The sequence below is a fragment of the Sphaerisporangium siamense genome, assembly GCF_014205275.1.
Classification (GTDB): Bacteria; Actinomycetota; Actinomycetes; order Streptosporangiales; family Streptosporangiaceae; genus Sphaerisporangium; species Sphaerisporangium siamense.
In genome coordinates, this window is the sequence record NZ_JACHND010000001.1 from 2,290,413 (window position 1) to 2,315,773 (window position 25,361).

Sequence of the window (25,361 nt, forward strand, 5' to 3'; positions counted from 1 at the left end):
AAGATCGTCCGCCGATACACGGCGCCAGCCGACCGCCAGAACGATCGACACCCCCACCGCGTTCCACAAGACAGCAAACTCAGGCGGCCGGCGAGGACAAGCTCCATCTAGGGTCCGTGGCCGGCGGGATCAGGCACCGGCGTGGATGTAGGCGGCCCACAGGGACGGGGTGGCGGGGTATTCATCCCGGGCGGAGCGAACGGCGTGGTGCAGAGCGCAGGCCGCCAGCGCGGGATCCAGGGTGCCGTCGCTGGTGGTCAGGTGGGTGTAGAAGGCATCGGCGATGGTGACGGCGATATCGTCGTCGATAGGCCACAGGGTGCCGATGACGTGGGGGAATCCGGCGAGCTGAAAAGCTGTGGTCAGTTGGGTGGCCTCATCCAGCAACGTGGTGGCGGCGATGAGAGCGGTGCTGCAGGCCGACAGGTAGGCCAGGCGCGCCTGGTCCAGAGAGATGGGGGCCAGGGCGGCGATGGTCAGTGGTGTGGTCTGGTGGTCGTGCAGCAGCAACCGGCTCGCTGAGGGGTCGGCGGGATCGCTGTGACCGTGGCAGGCGAAGTGCGCGATCGTGCAGGCGGGCAGATGGGCCAGCACGTTGGCGAAGGTGGGCGCCTGGCTGGAGTCGGCGGGTGTGACGTCGTCGGGTTCGGCCAGCAGCGTCGAGTGGGGCAGGTGGGCGCGCACCGTGGCGGCTTCGGCGGGCACGTTCGGCAGTCGGCCCTGATCGGGCAGGCCAGGGGTGGTGGGCATCGCCACGATCAACCCCCGGTGCGCCGGCCCGGGATGGGCGGCGCTGCGCCGGCGGGCGTGGCGCAGGGCGCCGACGGTCGGGGTGTAGGAAGAGATGACCCGATCCATCACCGTGCGCCGTCCTGGCCCGGGTGGATCGGTGTGGTGGCCGGCGGCATGGATGGGCAGCAGGCTCAGCAGGCCGCCTGGTGCCCACCACACCCGCGGCCACGGCTGACCTGCCGCGGGCGGCTGGTGATGGCCCAGTTCACGCAGGATGGGTTCGGCGGTGGCGTCCCACAGCCAGCCAAGGATGCCTCGGATCGTGTCCTGGGCGCCGATTCGCTCGGCGCGGGTGCTGTCGGGGTTGGTGGTGATGTGCAGCGCTTGGTGGAAGGTGTTGATCTGGCCGACCACGATGGCGTGGGTAAGGGCGGGTAGTTCGAGCGTGGTGATGCCACCTGGGGTGAGGAGCAGGGCGTCGCTACGGTGGCCGGTATTGAGCACCACGACGGGGCCGGATTCGGTCTGCGCCAGCAGTTGCTCGGTGGTGGGGGGAAGGGCGAAGGAGGCGAAGCCCTCCAAGGTGCGGATGTGGTCCAGCAGGGTGGCGAACTCCTCGGCCAGGTGGCGCCGATCATGTCTCGTCTGCCGATAGGGAGCGGTGTCATCTTCCGCCGCGGCGGTCATGAGGGCCGGAGCCGACGCGCCGGTCGGCCGGTCCAACATCTCTCGTAGTTCGACGAACCGCGTGGCGAGTTCGGGGTGGCGTTCGCGCAGATCGGTCAGGTCGCTACGGGTGTGAAGGGCTTCGCTGAGCAGGACCGCCCGGGCGGCTTCGAGCAGCCCTAACGCCCGCGTGGCCCGCCGCTGAGCAGGCTGGCTCGGGTCGTCCAGGGCCAGGGCGGCGGCATCGGCGGCGAGCCCGGCGAAGGTGCCGATGGCATGCTGCTGGTCGGAGCGCTCCAGCCGCCGCGGGGCGACTTGCGGCAGCAGCCGCACCGCCTCCTCCAACAGGGCGGCAGCCCGCCCGGGACACGAGCGTGCGCAGAGGGAAGCGGCCAGGCGGGCCGCGAGGATTCGGGTCGATGGCGGAGCCGAATCGATTTCGGCCGCACCGGCGTAAGCCGACAGTGCCGCATCAAGATCACTCTGTAGGCGCGTGTGCTGATACCGGGCCTGCAGCGCGTTGCCCAGGCTGGACAGTATCGTGGCGCGGTCGGGGTGCCCGGCGGGAGCGGCCCGTACCGCCTCCCCACCTGTCTCGATCGCCCTCTCCAGATCGGCCACCACTCCGGTGCGCTCGAACCGCACCCGCAGGGCGATCCCTAGATTGGACAGGTACCCAGCCTGGTAGGGGTGGCCGGCCGGGGTGGCCTGCACGGCCTCACCGAACGCGATGATCGCCTCATCGAGATCGGCCATCGCTCCGGTGAGTCCGAACCGGACCCGCAGCGCGTTGCCCAGGTTGGACAGGCGTCCGGCGTGGTCCGGCTGGCCGGTCGGGGTGATCCGCACCGCCTCCCGGCCGGCTTCGATCGCCTGCTCAAGATCGGCCATCACTTCGGTGCGCCTGAACCGGGCCTGCAGCGCGCCCCCCAGATTGGACAGCATCGTGGCGCGGTACAGGTGGCCGGCGGGAGCGGCCCGCAGCGCCTCGCGGCCGGCCTCGATCGCCTCTTCCAGGTCGGCCATCACGCCGATGCGCTCGAACCGGACCTGCAGGGCGATGGCCAGGTTGGACAGCATCGTGACGCGGTCGGGATGGCCGGCGGGAGCGACCCGCAGCGCCTCGCGGCCTGCTTCGATCGCCTCTTCCAGGTCGGCCATCAGCCCGGTGCGCCGGAACCGGGCCTGCAGGGCGATCCCCAGGTTGGACAGACGTCCGGCGTGGTAGGGGTGGCCGGCGACGGTGGCACGCAGCACCTCGCGGCTTGCCTCGATCGCCTCCTCCAGATTGGCCATCAGCCCGGTGCGATCGAATCGGAGCCGCAGCGCGCCCCCCAGGTTGGACAGCATCGCGGCGCGATCGGGATGGCCCGTGGGGGTGGCCTGTACCGCTTTCCGGCCTGCCTCGATCGCCTCTTCCAGGTCGTCCATCACGCCGATGCGCTCGAACCGGACGTGCAGCGCGTTCCCCAGTTCAGACAGGCGTCCGGCGCGGTGGGGGTGGTCGGTGGGGGTGGCCTGCAGCGCTTCCCGGCCTGCTTCGATCGCCTCCTCCAGGTCGCCCGGTACTCCGATGCGCTCGAACTGGAGCCGCAGCACAGTGGCCAGGTTGGACAGCATCGCGGCGCGGCCGGGGTGGCCGGTGGGGGTGGCCTGTACTGCTTCCCGGCCTGCTTCGATCGCCTGTTCCAGGTCGTCCGGTACCCCGGTGCGCTCGAACCGGACCTGCAGCGCGATGGCCAGGTTGGACAGCATCGTGGTGCGGCCGGGGTGGCCGGTGGGGGTGTGCCGAACGATGCGTTGCCATAGCTCGACCACGTTCGACAAAGGTGCGTTATCGGCCGAGTCGAGTACCTGCTGGAGCATCTCCGTCGCGATAGGGGCCGCCTTATCGGCCAGGGCGGGAAGCAGCGGTTCGGGCACGGCATCGATGCCGTAGACGAAGGAGGGAGTCAACATGCCGACTGCGGCTTCCAGGTGGGAATCTTCAGGTGAGGCCCAATAGCGACACCAGTGCAGCCAGCCGAGCAGGTGCGCCACCTCCAGATCGATCGCACCGTCATCGCCAATGATCTGGGCACGTCCGACTTGAAGGAACGCGGCCTCTTCCAATGCCGGCGACAGATCTCCCGTGGCGATCCGGCGCACGCTTTCCCATAAGGCGTGTAGAAGATCGTCTCGTTCCGCCACGCATCCTCCCGGATCAGGCACTGAAGGTGATCGTAATACCACCTTGGGTACAGCCACCGATTCAGCCGATAAGGTCGCAACCATCCCGTCCCCCGTCCTGCACAGGCTTCACAAGGCGTACAGCTGCGCAGCCCAGGCAAAGGAGAGGCGAGAACCAGTGAACGAGGAAACCTGTCGAAGGGCCGGCCAGATCGCTGATGGCCTGGCGTGGGTGTGCGCGGAGCTGGACTCCCTGAACGCCGTCATGCCCGACAAGAAGACCTCGCCGCTGCGGCACCTGCTGGCAGCGGTACGGAATGGCCAGGACCCAGCCGATCAGCTGCAGGCGCTGCACATCGCGCTGCGCAAAGCCGGGGACCAGCTGGGAGTGTGGGGACACCTGCGCACGGGGCCCCTGACGGGGGTTGACGAACAGCGGCCCTTCGAACCGGTCTACCTGTGCCCGCTGGGCCGCTGCTCGGGACGTCAGGTGGACAGCGCCACCACATTTCCGCTCACCTGCGCCATAACCGGCCGGCAACTACGCCGGGACCAGTTGTAGCCGTGGGCGGATTCCTGGAGGAGCTCGGCAAGAAACTCGCCGAGCGCTGGCTGTCCCTGCTGGTGCTGCCCGGCGTGTTGTACCTGGCCATCGCCACCACTGCCGCGACCCTGGGCCACCGCCATGCCCTTGACGTCCCTTACCTCACCGCACGCGTCACCAGCTGGACCACAACCCCGGCCGCTACCGGCGCCGGAGGCCAGGTAGTCCTGGTCGCCGCCGTCCTGGCGGCCGCCGCGGGGGTCGGACTGGCCACTCAGGGCGTAGGGTCGGCGGCCGAACGGCTCATCCTCGCCGCCGACTGGCGCACCTGGCCGGGCCCGTTGCGCCGGCTGGCCCGGCGACGCGTCACCAGTCGCCGCACCCGATGGGACATGGCACACGCCGAATACCACCGGCTCTACCACCAGGCCGAGCAGGCCCGCCGCAGCGGAACCTCGCCGGATTCGGAACTACGCGCCCGGCGGCACCTCTCGTACCGCACGTACACGCGCATCTGCCTGGAACCCCCCGACCGCCCCACCTGGAGCGGCGACCGCGTCAACGCCGCTGTCATTCGCCTGGACCGGGTGCTGCAGGTGGACCTGCCGACCATCTGGCCGACGCTGTGGCTGCACCTGCCCGACACCACCCGTACCGAGATCACCACCGCTCGCAGCGCTCTGTCCCGTGCCACCAGCTTGATCGGCTGGTCCCTGCTGTATCTGCCCCTGACCGGATGGTGGTGGCCCGCAGTACTGATCAGCACCGTCCTGGCCGGCGTCGCCTGGCAGCGAATCCGCGCCACCGCCGGCGCCTACGCCCTGCTGCTGGAGGCCGCCACCCACCTGCACCTTGCCGGCTTGGCCGAAAACCTGGGCGTCGATACCACCGGCAAGACTCCATCCGCCATCGGCCAGACCCTAACGCACCTGCTGCACACCCCACCCCTGTCGGCGACCGACCTTCCCGCACGTATCCCATCCGCATCACCGCCCGCGACGTGACCGGCTCGCCTGACGCTCCTCGCCGAGGCAGAGCTGCTGCTGTGGCCGAAACGATCAGCCCCGGGTATGGTCGCTGCCTCACCGCCACTCGCTGCGCTGTTGGCCCGTGAGGAACGTCCCGGGGTCCTTCTGTTTCCAGGGCCGAGCCGGATCGGACACAGCCGCGACGACACCTCCCGCACCACCGCCCAAGTATTCGCGGCCGCATGGACGACACGCGGTGGCAAGGTACTCACCGTCGTCGACTGGCCGGAGACAGCCGCCTCCTGGCTGCGACCGGCGATCCGGCTGACGGCCCGGACTCCCGACGCGTGGGTGATCGCCGCCGGGCTGCTCGGCTTCGCCCGGCTCGCGCGCCGCCTGCGCCATTCCACGGACTTCGATCCGGCCCGCACCGTCGCGTTCGCCTCCCTCGGGGACCCTTGCCTGACCGCGCTCGCCGGGCCCCACTCCCTGCACGGACTGCGCGGCGCGAGCGCCGACGGCGGAACCTGGGACGTGCGCCAGGGAAGGGTCACTTCCCATCCGCCTACTGGGACGGGCGCAGCGCGCTGATCTCCCGTACGGCGGAGCCCTGGGTTCGACGCGAGATCGGTGAAGCGCTGGACAGCTGGTCCACATGGCTGCGCCGTGGATTCGGTGGCTCAGGTCTGTCGGGGGGAGCGGATCAGCAGGGTGGCCAGTGCTTCGTCTGGGCCGACAGTGCTGTAGATGTGTGGGACGTCGGCCTGCCAGGAGATGTGCTCGCCCGGCGCGGCCAGCAGGGGGGCGTCGGCCGGGCCGGCACGCAGCACGCCCGTGTAGACCGTGATGTGTTCGGTCACGCCGGGGGCGTGGGGTGGCGAGTGCTGCACGAGGCCGGGGCGGACGCGCATGCGCAGCAACTCGAATGTCGCGGTCGGCTCCTCCCAGACCTCCAGCAGTGTGGCCGTTACGGCGGAGCCGGGCACGGGGACGGCCTCTGAGGGCGGTGCGCCCGGCTCCAGAACCAATGCCGTCAACGGTACGCCCAAGGCTCCTGCCACCGCGTAGAGCGTCTCCAGGGTCGGGTTGCGGGTGCCCAGTTCCAGGCCGGACAGGGTGGCCTTGCCGATGCCGGCGCTGCGGGCCAGCGCCGACAGGGAGATGCCGCGGGACTCCCGCAATCGCCGCAGCCGGCTCCCGATATCCGTGTCACGGCCGTCCACCCGGCAATCCTTGCATTCCGCCGCCGGGCTTGTCCGCACGGTGGCGACGTGGCTATGGTTCGTTCCGTAAACGGAACGATTGTGAGTCTGGCGACACCGAGGGGTGGGCGTGCGGGTACAGGCCGTCATGTCGGGGCTGGTCAGCGCGGTGGTCGGCTACGCCAGTTCGTTCACCGTCGTGCTCGCCGGGCTGCGTGCCGTCGGGGCGACGCCGGGGCAGGCCGCGTCCGGGCTGCTCGCCCTGTGCTGCGGTATCGGGGCGGCGGCGGTCTTCCTTGGGCTGCGGTACCGCATGCCGATCAGCATCGCCTGGTCCACTCCTGGCGCGGCGCTGCTGGTGGCGACCGGTCCCGTGCCCGGGGGCTTCCCGGCCGCGGTCGGCGCGTTCATCGTCTGCGCCGGGCTCATGGTCCTCGCGGGTCTGTCGCCCTGGCCGGCCCGGGCGATCGCAGCCATCCCGCGTCCGATCGCCGGTGCCATGCTGGCGGGCGTCATCCTCAGCCTGTGCACCGCACCGGTCCGCGCCGTCGTCGACATCCCCCTGTTGGCCGTGCCCGTCATCCTGACCTGGGCGGTGTTGCAGCGGTACCTGCGGCAGTGGGCCGTTCCGGGTGCGCTCGTCGCGGCGGTCATCGCCATCGCGGTGCACGGGCCCGGCGGCGGCCTGTCCGGCGCGGCGCTGCGGCCCGCGGTCGAGCTGACCACCCCGACGCTGAACCCGTCCGTAGTGGTGAGCATCGCCATCCCGCTGTTTCTCGTCACCATGGCCGCGCAGAACGTCCCCGGTATGGCGGTCATGGCGACATACGGGTACACGCCGCCCCTGCGCCCGGTCCTCGTCGTGACCGGCCTGGCGAGCGCGGCGGCGGCGCCGTTCGGCGGTCACGCCGTCAACCTGGCCGCGATCACCGCAGCGCTGACCGCCGGTCCGGACACTCACCCTGACCCTGGGCGCCGGTGGATCGCGACGGTGGCCCTCGGCACCGGGCAGCTGACCCTTGGCCTCGGAGCCGGCCTGGCCATGGCTCTGGTGCTGCTATCCCCACCCGTGCTGGTCATCGCGGTGGCCGGCCTCGCCTTGCTGCCGGCGCTCGGCTCGTCGCTGGCCGGCGCGGTGACCGAGCCGGAGGGACGGGAGGCCGCGGTGGTCACTTTCGTGGTCACCGCGTCGGGGATGACGATCCTGAGCATCGGCGCGGCGTTCTGGGGCCTGGTCGCGGGCGGCCTGACCGCACTCCTGCTGCACAGACGACCACCGTTGGAACGGCAATCGTCGTCCACTGCGGAAACCGGGGTGGAACGCCGGGTTCATCACGCAGGTCGAAGACCATCTTGACGGCTCGATCACGCAACTCTTGGGGTACTTCCGCTGTACGGGCACGGCTCCCGAGATCGGCGCGAAGAAACGACCCTCGCACCGCTCGACACCGCCATTGCACTTGATGTGAGCACGAACGACGACCCCTCATGACCGCCCCTGTCTCCCTGAAGGAACGCCGCAGACGGCGCGGGTGGAGTCGGCCCCCTTCGGTTCCGCCCATTGCTCAGCGCTCGCTGTCGCTGGGTACCCACGCTCGCAGCCTCGCAGCGCGACAGTACACCGACGAGTCTTTCAGTTACTCCCTTTTGTTCATGCCATAACTCAGCGTATTGATCGCCTGTAATATTATTTAGGACTTCGCCGCATTGACGGCGCAGCCTCCCGAATGCCCTCTTGTCTGCCAATGATCGCCGTGCGACTATCTAAAAGGAATATCGACGATCTTCACGGGCGGGCAACTTCTGGCCGAGCCGGCTACGCGAGACCACCTGCGTGGGCAGCGGTCACATAGGGGCGGAGCTGGGTCGATGCGCGTTGGGGTACGTTTTCGGATTGTCGCTTCCGTTCTGACCGCGATCATGATTCCGCCGGCTCTTCCGGCGGGAGCGGTGACGACTGTCACGGACTTGGCACAGGAAAAGGGCAGGGTCGCCACGGCCGCATCGGCCGCGAGGAATACCGCCGTCAAACGGGCGGCCGCGAAAACCGGCTCGCCCGTTCAAGGGCCGGTCGCCAGGCGGGCGGTCTCACCGCCGGGCCCGGCGACCTACGCCTACGACGCCGCCGGACGCATGGTCGGGGTAACCCAACCCTCAGGGGACACGGCCCGCTACCGCTACGACCCCACCGGCAACCTGCTCGGCGTGGACCGCTTCCCGTCCAGCGACCTTTCGGTGCTGAGCGTGGTCCCCACCTCCGGCCGGCCGGGGGGCACCGTCACCGTCAACGGCACCGGCTTCTCCACCACCCCGTCGGCGAACCAGGTGACCTTCAACGGCACCTCGGCGACGGTCACAAAGGTGACCCCGACCTCGCTCGAAGTGGAGGTGCCGCCCGCGGTGACAGCGGGCCCGGTGCGCGTGCAGGTCGGCGGTACCACGGTCACCGGGGAGACGTTCACCGTCGCCGCTGCGCCACCGGTCGTCACCGCGATCTCGCCGGCGACCGGGCCCCCGTCCACGACGGTGACGCTGACCGGCTCGGGGTTCGATCCGGTGCTCGCCAACAACGTGGTGGACATCAACGGCACCCTCGCGGAGGTGACGGCGGTCACCGCGACCAGCCTGCAGTTCGTGGTCCCCCTCAGAGCGACCACCGGCGACGTTCTGGTCACGACCCCCGCGGGCGGCACCCAGGCGCCCGGCCAGTTCTCGGTGCCCTACCCGGGCGTCGACGCGGTCCTCATCGAGAGCGTCACCCCGATGACGGTCGGCGGTGCGGCCCAGGCCGTCAGCGTCGGCACCGCGGGCAAGGCGGCGCTGGTGGTGTTCCGCGCCCCCGACGACGGCCGGGTCGGCGTCGGGCTGACGGCCTCGACCTTCAGCAGCTCGATCGATGCTCAGGTGGTCGGTCCCCGGGGCAAGGTGGTCGCCGAGCTGTCCGGCATTCCGGCTCGCGATCTGGAGCTGACACGTCTGGAGGCCGGCGCCACCTACCAGTTGCTGCTGGACCCCAACGTCGCGTCGGACACCGGTCAAGTTCAGGTGACCCTTAGCGCTCCAGCCGGCGGGCAGCTCGCCGTGAACGGCACTGCGTCGGTCGCCGCGATGTCCAGGCCCGGCCAGGACGGCTTGTTCACCTTCACCGGCCAGGAGGGCGACGATCTCAGCCTGGGCTTCACCGCCAACACGCTGACCAGCTACGCCTACGTCGACGTCCTGGCCCCCGACCTGTCGGTTCTGGTCGACGACTACCAGGTCGGCACCGGGGGGATCGCCGACATCGACCTTCCCGTGCTGGACGCGTCAGGCACGTACGTGGTCCGCATCGATCCCAACCAGGCGGCGACCGGCAACGTCACCCTCACGCTGTCGGCCGCGCAGACCGCCGTCCTGACCTCCTCGGGCGCCGCGACCCAGATCTCCATCGCCCGCCCCGGTCAGGACACTGTCGTGACCTTCAGCGGCACCGAGGGCGAAATGGCCAACATCGGGCTCACCTCCAACACCCTCAACCAGGACACCAAGTTCACCGTCAAGGACCCCTCTGGGAACGTCCTGGTGGACTGGACCTTCCTGAAGATCTACCCCGCCTCCGACATCGATCTCACGCGGCTGCCGGCCACCGGCACCTACACCATGCGGCTCGACCCCGCGTCGGCCGGCACCGGCGGGGTGCGGCTGACGCTGTCGTCTCCCGCCACCGCCGGGCCGCTCACGGCGAACGGTTCCGCGCTGACCGCGTCGATCACCCGCCCCGGCCAGGACGCCGTCTTCACCTTCACCGGCACGGCCGGCACGAAGGTCAACCTCGGGCTGAGCACCACGCTGTCCAAGAACGCCTACATCTACATCAGCAAACCGGACGGCTCGCTCCTGGTGGACGGCCGGCTTCTCGTGGCCTACAGCAAGGGCAACGTCGACTTGACGCCGCCGGCCGACGGCACCTACCGGCTCCGGCTCGACATCGTCGACGCCGGGACGGGCAACGTCACCGCGACGCTCTCCACTCCCGTCGCGGCGGGCGAGGTCACCACCACGGGAGCCGCGAAGACGGTGACGATCAGCCGTCTCGGTCAGAACGCGGTCCTCACCTTCGTCGGGACGGCCGGGCAGGCGGTCAACTTCGGGTTCACCTCCAACACGTTCACCGACCAGATCTACCTGGATTTCGTCGCACCCGACGGGACGGTCGTGGTCAACGATCGGAGCGTCGCCGCTTACTCGAAGAGCGACCTGGACCTGCCGTCGCTCCCGGCGTCGGGCACCTATCAGATCGTCATCGACCCGGCGTACGGGGTGACGGGAAGCATCACCGTGACCGGCGCCATGTCCGTCCTGCCCGGCGGGCTGGCCGTGGACGGCGCGGCGCTGCCCGCCACGCTCACCCGGGCGGGGCAGGACGCGATCTACACCTTCAGCGGCACCAGTGGGCAGCTTCTGCGGCTGAACGTGTCCGGCGTGGCGTCGTTCGGCGGTAGCAACGTGTTCGTCACAGTGATCAAACCCGACGGCGCCGAGCTGAGCCCTTACGCCACGCTCAGCGCCGACGGGGCGGTCACGGTTCCGGCCCTGCCCGTCTCCGGGGCCTACAAGGTCGTGGTCGACATCGGCAACGCGGCCACGGGAACGGTCACCCTCGCGCTCGCCACCAGGACGGCGGCCGCCGTCGCTCCGGGGGCGCGGACCGCGCTCACTCCTGCTCCCACGCCCGTGCCGTCCCCCTCGGGGTTCACGCCCGCACACGTCCAGGCCATGGCGGGGGAGGCGATGAGAAAGGGCCCGTCATGGCAGCCGGACCACGTCAACCTGAGTGGTTTCGACTGGAACATCCGGCGCGGCCCCGCACAGCAGGCGCGGACGCTGACCGCCGCGTCCGGCCAGACCGCGCTGGCGGGCCAGGTCCGTACGGTCGATGGGCGGGCGCTGCCGCGCGTCGACGTACGGCTCGGCGCGGCGCGCGGGGAGACGGACGCCCAGGGCAGGTTCCTGCTCACCGGAGCACCCGCAGGCACGGGAACCCTGGTCGTCGACGGTGGCCCGGCGGGCCGCAGGGGCGTCAGGTACGGCCACTACGAGCTCAAGGTGGAGGTGGCCGCCGGCCGGACCACCGCGTTGCCGTACACCATCTGGATGCAGCAGCTCGACACCGAGCACATGGTGCGTTTCCCCTCGCCGACGACCGCGGAAACGGTGCTGCGCACCCCGAAGATCCCGGGCCTGGAGGTGCGCATCCCCGCCGGCTCGGTCATCCGCGACGGCGAGGGCCGGGTCGTGACCGAGCTGGGGATCACACCGATCCCGATCGACCGGCCGCCGTTCCCGCTGCCCGAGCGCGGCATCGTGCCGGTGTACTTCACCGTGCAGCCGGGCGGTACGTACATCTTCCCCGACGGGGCGCGGATCATCTATCCGAACTACACCAAGCTGCCGGCCGGCACCCGCGTGGACTTCTGGAACTACGACCCCGAGCGGCGCGGCTGGTACGTCTACGGCAAGGGCCGGGTGAGCGCCGACGCCCGCCAGGTCGTCCCGGACCCGGGCACCAAGGTGTGGGCGTTCCACGGTGCCATGTTCAACACCGAGTTCATCCCGCCCTGGCTGAAGAAGTGGATGAAGGACTTCACCGACTGGCTCTCGGGCGACCCGGTGGAACTGTCGTCGGGCCTGATGTCCGACACCCGGACCGACCTCGCCGTCGACGACGTGATGCCGATCGACGTGACCCGCGTCCTGTGGCAGGGCGACGTCGAGTCGCGTGAGTTCGGGGCCGGGATCACCTCCCGCTACGGCATGATCCTCCACTCGGAGGACCAGTACACCGAGGTGGACCTCTACATCCCCGGGGGCGGCAAGGTCCACTACGTGCGGACCTCGCCCGGCAGCAGCTTCACCGACGCCGTGTTCGAGGCGCGCGGCACCACCGGGGAGTTCCAGGGCTCGAAGGTGTGGTTCAAGGGAGACGGCGGCTGGGTCGGCGACTGGCGCCTGACCCTCCGCGACGGCACGGAGTACGTCTTCCCGCAGTACTCGCGGCTCAGCGCGATCCGGGACCGGTACGGCAACGAGATCCGGCTCACCCGGGCCGCCAATCCGACCGAGGACCTGACGCAGATCACCTCCCCCAGCGGTAAGTGGATCAAGCTGAGCTACGACGCCCAGCACCGCGTCGTCCAAGCCCGCGACAACATCGGCCGCACGGTCGGATACACCTACGACGCCGCCGGGCGCCTCGCGACCGTGACCGACCCGGCGGGCAAGGTGGCCCGCTACACCTACGACTCCGCCGGACGCCTCGCCACCGCCAGGGACGGCCGCGGGATCACCTATCTGACCAACGAGTACGACACCGCGGGGCGCGTCCGGCACCAGACGCTCACCGACGGGCGGGTGTACGACTTCGCCTACACCACCGACGCGAACGGCCAGATCACCGAGACGCGCGTCACCGAACCCGGCGGCAGGGTGCGGCGCGTCACCTTCGTCAACGGCCTGGTCAGCACGGACACCACCGCGTACGGCACGCCGCTGGCGCGCACCGTCACCTACGAACGCGGCACCGACCAGCGGGTGGACGCCGTCGTCGACCCCTTCGGACGGCGCAGGACCTACCACTACGACACGAAGGGGAACGTCACCCACACCACCACCCTGGCCGGCACCGCGAACGCCACCGACTCCGCCAAGGTCACCTACGCGGGACCGCACGGCCAGCCAACCAAGATCGTCGACGAGCTGGGCAAGACGACGAGGTTCGGCTACGACCAGAACGGCAACCTAGCCTCGGTCACCGACCCGATGGGCCGCTCCGCCACCTACGTACACAACCGCGCGGGGCAGCCCACCTCGGTCACCGACCTCACCGGACAGACCACCACATTCGCCTACCGCCACGGCCAGATGGTCAGTGCCACCGACCCGGCGGGGGCCAAGACGACCCTCTTCAGCGACGCCGCGGGGCGCCGGATCGCGGTCACCGCCCCCAACGGCACGACCTCCCGTGTGGTCTACGACGCCCGCAACCAGGTCACCCAGACCCTCAACCCGCTCGGCCACACGCTGACCTTCGGCTACGACGACACCGGTAACCTGCGTACGCTCACCGACGCCCGCCAGCACAGCATCACCTGGAACTACGACGACTCCGACCGGGTCATCGGGATCACCGACCCGCTGGGCCGTTCCTCCTCCACCACCTATGACGCCGCGGGACGGCCCGCCACGGCCGTGAGCCGCAAGGGCACGGTCACCCAGCTCGACTACGACACGCTGAACCGGCCCACCCGCGTCTCCTACGGCGTCAGCGGCACCACCGCCGAGTCGCGCACCACGCTCACCTACGACGCCTTCGACCGGTTGCAGCAGGTCGCCGACACCGCGACCACCACCCCGGCCACCTTCGGCTACGACAGCCTCGACCGTCCGACGCTGGTGACGACGGCGAACGGCGCGATCGGCTACACCTACGACACCGCGCACCGGCTCGCCACCATGACCACCACCGGTCAGGCTTCCGTCACGTACACCTACGACGACGCCGGGGACGTCACCCGCATCGCGCAGGGGGCACAGCAGACCGACGTCCACCGCGACGGCTCGGGCCGCGTCGACCGTCTCGACATGCCCGGCTCCTGGAGCCAGAACTACACCTACGACGCACGCAACCGGGTCACCGTGGTGAGCTACGAACACGGCACCACCGTCAAGGGCGTGCTCAACCAGGCGTACGGCCCCAGCGGCGACCTGGTCGAGGCCACCGGCGACTTCGCCAGGATCGCCCTGCCCCAGGCGATCACCGGCCTGACCTACGACGACGCCAACCGCCTGACCGGCCGGGATGGCCAGACGCTCACCTACGACGACGACGGCAACCTCACCGGTGACGGCACCACCAGCTACACCTGGAACGCCCGAGGCGAGCTCACCGGGCTCAACCGCACCGGCCTGAGCGCCACCTTCGGCTACGACCCCCTCGGAGAGCGGGATCGCCGCACCGTCGCGGGGAGCACCCGGAGCTACCTGTACGGCCAGGGCAACCCCGTCACCGAGACCGACGGCACCGGCCCCGCCACAACCCTGCTCTCCGCAGGCACCGACCGCTGGCTCACCCGCACCTCGCCTGCCGGCACCCGGGCGTACCTGACCGATCCCCTCGGCTCGGTCCTCGCGCTCGGCGACGCCTCCGGCCAGATCACCGCCTCCTACGCCTACGACCCGTACGGCAACACCTCCGTCAGCGGCGACCCGGAGGGCAACGCCCTGACCTACACCGGCAGGGAGGACGACGGCACCGGCCTGATGTACTACCGGGCCCGCTACTACAGCCCCACACTGCAGCGCTTCATCAGCGAGGACCCCATCGGCGTCGCCGGCGGCACCAACCTGTACGCCTACGCCGCGAACTCCCCGACGAACTACACCGACCCCTCCGGTAACAACCCCCTGGTCGTCGGCTGCCTGGTCGGAGGGCTCACCGACGGCGCCATCGACTACCTGAGCCAGCGTCTGTCCGGCCGCAAGGTCGACTGGGGGCTGAGCGGCGTGGGCGGGGCCGCACTCAGTGGCTGCCTGCTGGGCGGCCTGTTCGGAGCGTTCGCCAAGCTGCCCAAGTTCGGGGGGTGCCTGCCCAACAGCTTCACCGCCGACACCCTCGTGGCGATGGCCGACGGCAGCCGCAAGCCGATCTCCGCCGTACGCGTCGGCGACAAGGTGCTGGCCGCCGACCCGGAGACCGGCGAGACCCGCGGCGAAGAGATCACCGGCCTCATTACCGGGGAAGGCGACAAACAGCTCGTACGCATAACCGTCGACACGGACGGCCCCGGTGGCACCGCGGCAGGAACGGTCACCGCCACGGACGGGCATCCCTTCTGGGAACCGGTCCTCGGAGAGTGGCTCACCGCCGACCGGTTGAAGCCGGGCATGTGGCTGCGCACCGGCGCGGGCACCCATGTTCAGATCACCGCGGTCGCCAGGGAGACCTCTCACACGCGGGTCTACAACCTGACCGTCGCCCATCTGCACACCTACCATGTACTCGCCGGCTCCACGCCGGTACTCGTCCACAACACCTGCCCAGTCCTTGGTACCGGCGCGCCGAAGGCCGGGAACGTGGCGGTCGTCGGTCGCCTTGACGACACTGCTATAGCGCGCGGTTGGCCGGGACATGATGTTCTCAACATCCCGGACTGGACGATCGCCAAGAATGATGCATGGGTCAACGCGGTGATCAAGAACAAGCAGGATGTATACGTCGCGTCACCGCTTACCCACAGGAACCTGTGGGATGCGGTCAACCACCGGCGGACCGTCCTGGCCCGAGAACTGAAGATGTTGACAGACGCCGGATACAAGTGGGATGGAGACTATCTACGCCCCCCGAGGAGTTGATCACTGTGAGTCTCGACGCACGGTCATTTGGCATTCTTGAGCCGGCCGAGAACGTGAACTATGGCCGGGATGAGGTGCCGTCCGCGAGGGACGGGCAGATTCGGGACTTGGTTCTTCACGCGGCGGGGAGTTGGGCGTTCGAGGAGATCGTACGGATTGTTCCGCGTGGCGCTGATCGGGTTCTCGGCGCCTTCGCGGAGCGGGCCGCCTCCATGGCGGTGCGTCGCCAGGACGTACGCGAGCTTCGCGCTGGTCTCCTGGCCGCGGCCATCGCCCAGGAAACTTCTGGAGATCCCAGAGAGGCGTTGGCGGCGCTTTCCCTGCTCTATCGCGCGGCTGAGATGATCGGCCATGATCCCGATGTGGAGTTCTCCGCGCTCAACGAGTTCTCGGGCGGCCGGGCCGGTGGCCTGCTCGACTTCCTGCGGCGGTCGCCTGAAGACAAGGCGATCGAGGCGATGGGCTACGAAGAAGGGGATGACAAGCGCGGCTTCAGGTTCCTCCGAAATTGGTAGCGTGCGCTCGCCGAGGTCGGCGGCCATGACGCGCCCCTGCATGGTGGCGGCCGAACCAGTCCGGCCGATGGCGGCAACACAGGAGTGCGACCGCAAATCGACGACCACGGGCGATCCGTTATGTAGACCTGGGTGTGCACCAGTATATGACTGACCGAAAACGCCGATCGCCGGCGCTCGCGACATGTAGCGGTCCGATATCCCGGCGTAGGGTGCTGGCAACGGCCGGAATGGTGATGGGCAGTGCTCTGTTCATGGGCGGCAGCGATGGATACAGCCCGCGCCCTTCTCAGCCGGTCATGCTCATGTCACCGCCACCATCGTACGCTCAATTCACTTCTCTCGACATCGTCGAGGCCGAGCCATTTTTCCGCAGGCTCAAGGACTCGACGCTGATGTTACCTGCGTCAATCGAGGTCACGGTTGGGTTGGGGGCATCGTTGTTCGATAAGGAGATACCTCTTGAACGCCCCCGGCAGCTGAGGCTGATGCCCCCATTCCCAGGGGATCTGCTCAACCCGAAATCAACACATGGAGATGTACTGATCCAGATTTGCTCTGAGACTCCGGAAAAAGTACGGAGTGCGACGCAGTACCTGCTGGACCGAATTCCAGGTCACGAAATCAGATGGTCGGCACACGGCTTCAGAAACGACAATCGCGAGGAGAACGGACGGGCGCTCACTCGTAATTCGCTTGGGTTCATGGAAGGCCACGGCAATCCGGATCGCAGAGGAAGCCGACGTGCATTCCACGACATGATCGAGGTGTCCGACGCTGGAGAGCCGGCCTGGGCGCGCCACGGCACTTACCAGGTGGTCCGGCTCATACGACTGGCTCAGAAGCTGTGGGACGCCGACCCCGTGGACGTGCAGGAGAAGATCATCGGGCGGCGGCGCGACGGAACGCGCCTGGATGGGGTCGCCCCGTTCGACGACATGCCGTTCACCGGAGACGCGGATGGATCGATCACCCCGCTGGACTCCCACGTTCGTCGCGCGAATCCCCATCTCCCAGGCATCGAACCGCCACCCATGCTCCGCCGCAGCTTCTCCTACGGACGGGGCGAAGACGCCTTCGGCAACGTGGACGAGGGTCTGCTGTTCGTGTGCTACCAAGCGGACCTTGCACGGGGGTTCGAAGCCGTCCAGAGACGCTTGGCGGGCGAGGCCCTGAGCCGGTACATGCTCACAACGGGCGGGGGCTATTTCTTCGTTCCCGCTCGGCTGGAGCCCGATCGTTGGTGGAACAGCTGACATGAGAAACACCTCGCCTGCCATCACTTGAGCTTCCACGCACCACCCCAGCGCCTTGCGCGCGGACAGGTCATCGCAGATCACGTGAACCGCCCGGCAGGGGCTAGGTCTGGCGGTCGCTCTCAGCCCGGAGGTCACGGAAGTCGACGGCACGGTGCCGGCCCGGCAGCCTGCCGATCACTCTGCCAGCGGCGGTTTCCAGGGCCGTGAACAAGCCGTTCTCCACCTCGGCATACTCCGGCGTCTGACAGTGGGCTAGGGCCTGTTTCGAAGTCCGCTGTGTGACGGCGTGTCATGTCCGGACATGCAGTGAGGTCTCCGATAGAAGGTTGATCGACCAAGAAGAACCTTCACACCGGAGACCTCGTGGCCACCTTAGCGGTGACGAGGCGGTTTGACCTGACCGATGCGCAATGGGCACGCCTGGAGCCGCTGCTGCCCGCGCCAAGGAGATCAGGACGGCCGTCGAAGTGGAGCAAGCGGCAGCTCATCGATGGGATCCGCTGGCGGGCACGGGTGGGAGCGCCCTGGCGGGATGTGCCGGAGTGTTACGGCTCCTGGCAGGCGGTGTACGGGCTGTTTCGCCGCTGGCAGCGTGCCGGTGCCTGGCACAAGATCGCCACTGGGCTGCAGGCCCTGGCCGATGCCGCCGGCTTGATCGGCTGGCAGGTCGGAGTGGACTCCACAATCGTGCGTGCCCATCAACACGCGGCCGGCGCAGCGCGGCACCCGCAGGCGCAGGCCGAGTCACCCGGTGGGGTGCGTACCGAGCCCGCCGATCACGCTCTGGGGCGCTCACGGGGTGGGTGGACGACCAAGCTGCATCTGGCCTGTGAGCAGAGCAGGCGGATGCTGTCGCTGGTGGTGACCGCCGGGCAGCGCGGGGATGCGCCGCAGTTCGAGGCGGTCATGGCTGCGATCAGAGTTCCCCGGCCGGGCGTGGGACGGCCGCGGACCCGGCCTGAGGTGGTGCTGGCCGACAAGGCCTACTCCTCACGGGCGATCCGTGCTCACCTGCGCAGACGCCGGATCAGGTGCATCATCCCCGAACCGGCCGACCGCGTTGCCGCCCGGTTACGGCGTGGCAGCCATGGTGGCCGTCCTCCGAAGTTCGACCTCACCGGCTACCGCGCCCGCCACGCGGTGGAGTGCGGTATCAACCTACTCAAACGCCATCGAGCCATCGCGACCAGGTACGACAAGCTCGCCGTCCGCTATGAGGCCACCATCCACGTCGCGTCCATCAACGACTGGCTCACCGGTCTTTGAAACAGGCCCTAGGCGTGGGGCGTTGACCGCCGAACAGGTCGTGTCGCCGCCGGATGCTCGTCCCTACGATCTGCGACATGCGGCGGTTTCACTGTGGCTCAACGCCGGCGTCCCCGCTATCCCGCAGCGGCTGACATGCGGCTGTACATGGCAGCCTACATTTGCTCAAGATCGTAAAAGCTGCTAGGAGAAACCGCAGGTAGATGCCGGTTTCGCCTGATCAGGAGGTGCCCCCGGCAGGATTCGAACCTGCGGCACCCGCTCTAGGAGAGCGGTGGTTCCTCTAACGGGCCGATGGCCTCGACCTGCGAGAACAGTGCATTTACTGATCACATCAAACATGATCATCCCGTGTATGCCCCGGCGTTCACAGTCAGTCACCACCTGGCTTTGCCAACCGAGCTGGCGGTTACATGCTCATGCGCCAGTTGGCTCACACCGCTAAGCGAGCTCGGCGCCAATTTCCTGGGGCCTGGGGGTAAAGGCTTGCCGAGGTCGATGGCTCTGCTGGGACCCCGGTTGTCGACCATTAGCGCTGAATAGCGGAGGTTGGCTCGAAGGATCTAGTTCAGTGATGCGCGATACCCGCAGGGATGCGGACTGCTCCAGCCCAAGGTCCCCGCGTCGGCGGTCGGGCGTCGCAGATTCTGGAAGGATCGTCGCCAGCATCCAATGGACGGGCGGGGCACAGCGTGAGGATCAGCAGGATCACGGCACAGGGCTTCTTGTCCTTCGCCGATCTGAGCATGGACTTGGGGCAGGGCCTAACCGTGGTAACCGGCCCCAACGCTGCGGGCAAGTCGAACCTGTGCCAAGTACTCGGCGCTGTATCCGCGTTCCTGGGCCGCCACCGCGACTCGGAGCAGCGCGATCTGCTCTCCCTGTACGAGCAGGCCGGCCACAACGGGGCCTCCGCTTTCACGTTGACGGTCTCCTTCGAGCTGGACCAGCCTTGGGAACAGGATCTGGTCGCCACGTTCGTGAAGGCTTCTTACATCGGCATCGCCGCCCGGAATGCCGACGGGCGAGGCCCCAGCACCGAACTGTTCGAGGAGAAAGCCGAGACCAACATCACCACTGACTCAGTGGCCGCACTATTCCACGGCACACTCCGGTTGGACTTCGACTCCCACCGGCACACTGGCTGGTCCTGCGCCTGGCAGTTCAACTACGGCGACGACATTTTTCACATCCAACTGGAGGGTCCATGGCAGCAGCAGCTTCGCTCCGGAGCGGCCCAGGGCTGGAAGACCGTAGCCATGGAGCAGGTGACCGAAGAGCCCGTGCCTGAGCTGGCCGAATTCCCAGCCATCCTGGATGGGCTTGAGCAGCCGATCGTGTTCAGCGTGCCCACGCTCTACGACGGCAGGTCCAATCTCCGGCCCGTCTCCATGACCGCGCTCGCACAGGCGCTGCGGCTGACCGAGCAGCATTCCGTATCCTTCGTCGCGGTGCTCGAAAAGATTTGGGCCGCAGGCGTCTCGGTGACCGTCAATCGGCGCCTGCCCGCGCGCCGGCACTTCTCTCTCGATGAACTGACAGGCCCCCTCGATCTGAGCGACGGCAGTCGCGTCTCGGCCGAGTTGTACAGGTTGAAGAACGGTGCGCATGAACAGCGCGAGGGCTTCCGCAGAGCCCAGAAAATATTTCACACCATCACTGGGGCACACCTGGAAGTCCAGGCATCTCCCGAGACGGACGGGATGGCCATCGATGTCGTGATCGATGCTGGTCACGGTGAACGACGTGCTGAGTTCTGCGGAGCAGGACTGCAGGAGGCCGTCCTGCTAGCGGTCCTGACAGCGGGTGGCCCCGGTCGCGTGATCGTACTGGACGAACCGGCGGTCCAGTTGCATCCGACCATGCAGCGACGGATCGCCACAACCGCTCTGCGTGACGTACAAGCCCTCCTGATCACCCACAGCGCGGACCTGGTCCCGGTGGCCACGACGGCCGACCTCAAGCGCATCGTCCGCCTAGCCCCAAGGCCGGATGGAGCAACCACTATCCGTCGCGCCCCGGCCACGACCGCTTCAACCCTGGCTGGCTGGATCCAGAACCTAGCCGCCGCTGACACCAGAGCCCTGCTTTTCGCCCGCGCCGTGATCCTTTGCGAGGGCGCGTCGGAGACCGGCGCGCTGGGCCAATGGTGGAACACAGCCACCCAGCTAGGGCCGGAGGCGCTTAACGTCCCGCTGCTGGACGTCGGAGGTCAGAACAACTTCGGCGGCTACATCAATTACCTCACCGCCTTCGGCATCCCCTGGGCCGTCATTGCCGACGGACCAGCCCTGCGCGGCGCCAGTGCACTCGCCAAACAACTAGCCAAGCAGCGACTTCGACCCCCCAACCCCCCTGATGACGCGAACGACTTCACCGCCTGGACCAACTACTGGAAGACAGCGGGCGTGTTCACCCTCGCCGACCAGTTCGGCGATGACGGCAGCAAGTCCGGCGAACTAGAGGCGTACCTGCGACGCCTGGACCCCCAGATCCTCGACCAGGCCCAGAGGGACACCACCAGCAAGCCGCGGGTGGGAGCCCTCTTCGCTACCCGCTACCCCCACGGAATGCCGCCGGAGGTTGCCGTCCTGTATAAGGACGTGGCCGCGTACCTGAATCTCGACTGACGCCTCTGCATGCATTCGAACCTTCCCTGCCGCTGGGGTGCTGGTGAGCGCTTTGCAGTCGCGCTGCCGACTCAGCCTCGATGACTCAGCGACTGGCCGGGGTCCGTGAAGCTTTCCGCCCGTGCACCGCATCGGCCCCGATCGGTTCCAGCGTGTGGCGCACGGTCGAGCCCGATGGCGCACCACGGCCTCCACAAAAGCCGGCGCGGTTCACCTTGCAAGCGGCACGGCTCTTCGCCAACAAGCGCTATACCGACTCGGGCGCGGTGCACGACGATCGCGGTCTGAAACACCGGGCGGACAAGAACACGCGGCCGGTGCCGATTCCTCCGGCTCTGGTGAAGATCCTGCGCGAGCACATCGAAGAGTTCGGCGTAGCTGGCGACGGCAGGCTGTTCGTCACGAGCAAGGGCGGTCTCTACACCAACTCGGTGATCTCCCGCGTGTGGAAGTCGGTACGCAAGCAGGCGTTCACGCCTGAGCAGGTGGTCTCTTCTTTAGCGGCGAGGAAGACCGGGTGCGCTGGACGAGCGCCTGGCGGCACTTCATGGTGCCTGTCCCTGCGGTCAGGATTCAGCAGTCGCCGACACTTCGGCTCACCGGACCTGATTGCTCGGTCACGTCCAGCGAAGTGGTGTATGGGTCAGCCTTCGCGTGATCCGTTTCTGCAGGTTAAGCGGTGAGTGTCTCGGGGAGTTGGTGCGGGGGCGGTGTGTCGCCGTGGATGAGGTGCAGGCGTGCTTTGGCCAGGACCTCCACGCCCATGTAGCGGCGGGCTTCGCTCCATTCGTCGGTCTGTTCAGACAGCACTGCGCCGATGAGGCGGATGATGGCGGGCCGGTCGGGGAAGATCCCGACGACGTCGGTGCGGCGGCGGATCTCCTTGTTCAGCCGTTCTTGCGGGTTGTTGGACCAGATCTGACACCGTTGGCGAATCCGTGGTCACGCGCAGGCAACTGCCTGGAGTTGCTCAAGGTGATGGCTGCGGGTGGTGGCGAGTGGTGTGCCGGTAAGCCAGGCGTCGATGCGGACGAGGTTGATCGCAACTGCGGTCAGGACGTGCTGCAGGTGGGTCTTGGCCAGGCCGAGATAGCGGGATCGGCGCAGGTGAAAACCTCGAACGGCTTGAGATATCGTGCCTTCGATCCCCGAACGCAGCGCGTACTGCTTCTTCCAGGATTCGGTGCGTTGTGCGGCCCTTGCATGGTGCAGGGCTTGGTGGACGTCGCGGGCGTGAAGGGTGAGTTGACGGGGTTCGCGTTTAGCGCGGGTGCATTTTGAGCGGGCCGGGCAGGGTGTGCAGTCGGCTTTGGAGAAGTCGATGTGGATGGACTCCTCACCGGCTTTGGTCCGCCAGGGTGCCCAATTGATCGAGGACTTGCCCTGCGGGCAGGTGACCGTCTGGGTATCCCAGTCGATGGTGAACCCGGAGGTGTCGAAGCCCTCGCCCGCCTTGGCCTGCCAGCTGCAGTCCTGCCGGGCCGGGCCGAACAGGTCCACCCCGTAGAGGTTGCGGCTGATGACCAGCAACTCGCCGCCGGTATATCCCGAGTCGATCAGATGAACCTGCGGCAGCAGGTCGCGCCTGGCCAGGCCGGCATGGATGGCAGGAATCATGTCGTTGTCGGCGACCTGTCCAGCAGTCGTGGTGACGTTCACGATCACGTGCGGGGCGTCCGGTTCACAGGTCTCGGTCAGGTGGGTCTTGTAGCCGACCCAGCCACTACCACGTTTGACCGCGTAGCGAGCGTCTGGGTCATAAGGTGAGGCCAGGCGCTCCCCAGAAGGGAGCAGATCTTTGGAATCGCGCCAGCGTAGGTTCCCGTGCTCATCAGTTAGATACTGCTGGTCCCAGATCCGGACAAGTGTCGTGATCGCTGGAACCTCTTGCAGCCAAGACGGTGCGTCCTGAGAGGTGATATGCGCCAGCAGACCAGCGCCATCGGCACCGATGCTCTGTGCGTAGGCGAGCCTTTCGGTGTCGTCTTTGGGCAACTGGTACTCCTCCACCCGATGCCCGTATCGATCGGCCCAGTGCTGTTCGATAAGCGGGGCCAGCCAATCGGGAGCAGCCACGGCCAAGGCGCTCAGTGCCGCTCGCATCGTCTCGCCCACCAGTTCCAGCCGGTTGACCGTGCGGATCGCCGCAAGCACGTGCGTGGAGTCGGTCCGCTGGCGGCCACCTGCATTGATCAGGCCAGCCTTCCGCAGCCGCTGCAGCATCAGATCCAGTAGCCGGTCGGCGCCGGCCTCCACCAGCCGAGACCGAAACTCGCTCAATACCGAGAAGTCAAAGCCCGGGTCGGCCAGGTCCAGGCCCAGGGCGTATTTCCAGTCGATCCGGCCCCTCACCGCATCCGCAGCCTGCCGGTCCGACAGTCCTTCCGCGAACTGCAACACGCTGACCAGCGCTAACCGCCCTGGCGATAACCCGGGCCGGCCACGACGCGAGAACATACCAGTGAACTGGTCGTCCTCGAACAATGGCCCCAGCCCATCTCGCAACCGGACAGACAGACTGCCCTTGGGAAAGGCCGCCCTGCAGACTCGAACGGTCTCTTCAGGGATCTTGTGAACCTGAACCGGACGCAGGGACACTACCGACTCCCTCGACCACCTGTCCCCGACCGACAAGGCCACCATGATCTCAATGTGATCACCCTCCGCGCATGCGATCGCACGGATTCGCCAACGGTGTCAGATCTGCTTCCAGATGTCTTTGGGGAAGGCGGCGAAGGCCGGCAGGTCCTCGCGGGAGACCTCCAGATGGTCGGCGGCGGCCGGATACTTGGCGGCCAGGGCGTCGATGACCCACTGGTGCTGGGCGAGCACGGCCTGGGCGGTGTCCTGGTCGAAGATGGTGCGCACCAAGGTGGCGACCCAGGGCTGGGCGGATTTGGGGACACAGGTCAAAAGGTTGCGCAGGTAGTGGATGCGGCAACGCTGCCAGGACGCGCCTGGCAGGCAGGCGCCGATGGCGTCCACCAGCCCGGCGTGGGCGTCGGAGATGACCAGATGGACCCCCGACAGGCCGCGGGCGACCAGGCCGCGCAGGAAGGACAGCCACCCGGCGCCGTCCTCACGGCTGCTCACCTCCAGCCCCAGGATCTCCCGCTGGCCGCCTGCGTTCACCGCCGTGGCGACCAGAACATGAACGTTGATGATCCGCCCGCCCTCGCGGACCTTCTGGGTCAGGGCGTCCAGCCACACGAAGGTGTAAGGGCCGGCGTCCAGCGTGCGGGTACGAAACGCCTCGACCTGGGCATCCAGAGTCTTGGCCATCTGGCTGACCTGGCTTTTGGAGATACCCGCGATGCCCAGCTGCTCCACCAGCTCGTCCACCCGGCGGGTGGACACTCCCAGCAGGTAGGAGGTGGCCACGACACTGATCAGTGCCTGCTCGGCCCGGCGGCGGCGCTCCAGCAGCCAGTCGGGGAAGTAGGACCCTTGCCGCAGCTTCGGGATCGCCAGTGCCACGGTGCCTGCCCGAGTGTCCCAGTCACGGGTGCGATATCCGTTGCGGGAGTTGGTGCGCTCGCTGCTGCGCTCGCCGTAGCCGGCTCCGCACCGGCTGTCGGCCTCGGCCGACATCAACGCCTCGGCCATGGTCTTCACCATGGATCGCAACAGATCCGGATCCTGGGTCTCGATCTGCTTCGCCAGCCAGGTTGCGGGGTCCACACTGTCGTTCACGGCCATCGCTCGGTTCTCCTTCGATCTTGGAACATCGAAAGGATCACGCGATGGCCGTCCTCATTTCACGACGCCACGCCCACGACCAGCGGAAACTCGTACACCACCTCCGTGGACGCAACCGATTGCTCATGAAGAAAGGGGGCCCGCGCCAGTCTGTGTTCGGGTCCCTTCCTCGCAGGTTGACACAATCAAGGCCGTATACGTGTCGCCTGCGGGGTTGGTCAAGCGGAGCAGCCTGGGTGCCCGAGGTGCCGCAGCAGGGCCGGTGATGGATGCGGATCCGTCTCGGGGAAGACCTCACCGGGCGAACTCGGCTTCAAGATC

13 protein-coding genes and 2 pseudogenes are annotated in these 25,361 nt (G+C 67.9%); 10 read left to right on the plus strand and 5 right to left on the minus strand.

Annotated features, from left to right (window positions below):
* Positions 1–129 precede the first annotated feature (129 nt).
* A complete protein-coding gene (locus BJ982_RS10770; RefSeq protein WP_184879020.1) occupies positions 130–3,588 on the minus strand; it encodes a CHAT domain-containing tetratricopeptide repeat protein in 3,459 nt (1,152 codons plus the stop codon).
* A gap of 157 nt (positions 3,589–3,745) precedes the next feature.
* On the opposite strand from BJ982_RS10770, the gene BJ982_RS10775 reads away from it, so the two are divergent.
* From BJ982_RS10775 to BJ982_RS10785, 3 genes are all read left to right on the plus strand, one after another.
* Positions 3,746–4,129 carry a hypothetical protein gene (locus tag BJ982_RS10775; RefSeq protein ID WP_184879022.1) on the plus strand — a complete coding sequence of 128 codons (384 nt, stop codon included), beginning with the start codon at positions 3,746–3,748 and terminating at the stop codon, positions 4,127–4,129.
* Between the two features lie 2 nt (positions 4,130–4,131).
* Positions 4,132–5,115 carry a hypothetical protein gene (locus BJ982_RS10780; protein ID WP_184879024.1) on the plus strand — a complete coding sequence of 328 codons (984 nt, stop codon included), beginning with the start codon at positions 4,132–4,134 and terminating at the stop codon, positions 5,113–5,115.
* 99 nt (positions 5,116–5,214) lie between these two features.
* Positions 5,215–5,670, plus strand: a complete 456-nt coding sequence (locus BJ982_RS10785) for a hypothetical protein (RefSeq protein WP_203959430.1) — start codon at positions 5,215–5,217, stop codon at positions 5,668–5,670.
* Between the two features lie 89 nt (positions 5,671–5,759).
* On the opposite strand, the gene BJ982_RS10790 is transcribed toward BJ982_RS10785, so the two are convergent.
* Positions 5,760–6,341 carry a helix-turn-helix domain-containing protein gene (locus BJ982_RS10790; RefSeq protein ID WP_311772258.1) on the minus strand — a complete coding sequence of 194 codons (582 nt, stop codon included), beginning with the start codon at positions 6,339–6,341 and terminating at the stop codon, positions 5,760–5,762.
* Between the two features lie 70 nt (positions 6,342–6,411).
* Between BJ982_RS10790 and BJ982_RS10795 the strand changes: the two genes are divergently transcribed.
* The 7 genes from BJ982_RS10795 to BJ982_RS10825 all read left to right on the plus strand — a co-directional run bounded on the left by BJ982_RS10795 (position 6,412) and on the right by BJ982_RS10825 (position 22,024).
* Entirely contained in the window at positions 6,412–7,638 is a 1,227-nt protein-coding gene (locus BJ982_RS10795) for a benzoate/H(+) symporter BenE family transporter (RefSeq protein WP_239123688.1), read from the plus strand.
* Between the two features lie 611 nt (positions 7,639–8,249).
* Positions 8,250–15,671 (plus strand): RHS repeat-associated core domain-containing protein, encoded by a 7,422-nt coding sequence (locus tag BJ982_RS10800; protein ID WP_184879028.1) that lies wholly within the window; start codon positions 8,250–8,252, stop codon positions 15,669–15,671.
* A gap of 5 nt (positions 15,672–15,676) precedes the next feature.
* A complete protein-coding gene (locus BJ982_RS10805; protein ID WP_184879031.1) occupies positions 15,677–16,186 on the plus strand; it encodes a hypothetical protein in 510 nt (169 codons plus the stop codon).
* A gap of 212 nt (positions 16,187–16,398) precedes the next feature.
* On the plus strand, positions 16,399–17,442 hold the full coding sequence (locus BJ982_RS10810) for a Dyp-type peroxidase (RefSeq protein ID WP_184879034.1): 1,044 nt from the start codon (positions 16,399–16,401) through the stop codon (positions 17,440–17,442).
* A 381-nt stretch (positions 17,443–17,823) separates the two neighbouring features.
* Positions 17,824–18,711, plus strand: coding sequence for an IS5 family transposase (locus BJ982_RS10815; RefSeq protein WP_311772259.1), 888 nt, complete (start codon positions 17,824–17,826; stop codon positions 18,709–18,711).
* Between the two features lie 692 nt (positions 18,712–19,403).
* The gene (locus tag BJ982_RS10820) at positions 19,404–21,341 is read left to right on the plus strand and encodes an AAA family ATPase (protein ID WP_203959524.1); all 1,938 of its coding nucleotides are present in this window, start codon (positions 19,404–19,406) and stop codon (positions 21,339–21,341) included.
* A gap of 80 nt (positions 21,342–21,421) precedes the next feature.
* Complete coding sequence (locus BJ982_RS10825; RefSeq protein ID WP_184879044.1) at positions 21,422–22,024, plus strand: site-specific integrase; 603 nt, start codon at positions 21,422–21,424, stop codon at positions 22,022–22,024.
* Here the strand turns inward: BJ982_RS10825 and BJ982_RS10830 are convergent.
* The 3 genes and pseudogenes from BJ982_RS10830 to BJ982_RS10840 all read right to left on the minus strand — a co-directional run.
* A pseudogene (locus BJ982_RS10830) lies at positions 22,014–22,262 on the minus strand (transposase); the annotation flags it as partial. The gene BJ982_RS10825 and the pseudogene BJ982_RS10830 overlap by 11 nt on opposite strands.
* A gap of 21 nt (positions 22,263–22,283) precedes the next feature.
* Positions 22,284–23,939: an IS1182 family transposase gene (locus tag BJ982_RS10835; RefSeq protein ID WP_184875834.1), complete on the minus strand. Its 1,656-nt coding sequence runs from the start codon at positions 23,937–23,939 to the stop codon at positions 22,284–22,286.
* A 102-nt stretch (positions 23,940–24,041) separates the two neighbouring features.
* Positions 24,042–25,040 (minus strand): annotated as a pseudogene (locus tag BJ982_RS10840) (IS256 family transposase); the annotation flags it as partial.
* Positions 25,041–25,361: the final 321 nt, after the last annotated feature.

Coding starts and splice junctions, on each gene's coding strand:
- BJ982_RS10825 (WP_184879044.1), top strand. CDS start 21,422: ATGACTCAGCGACTGGCCGGGGTCCGTGAAGCTTTCCGCCCGTGCACC.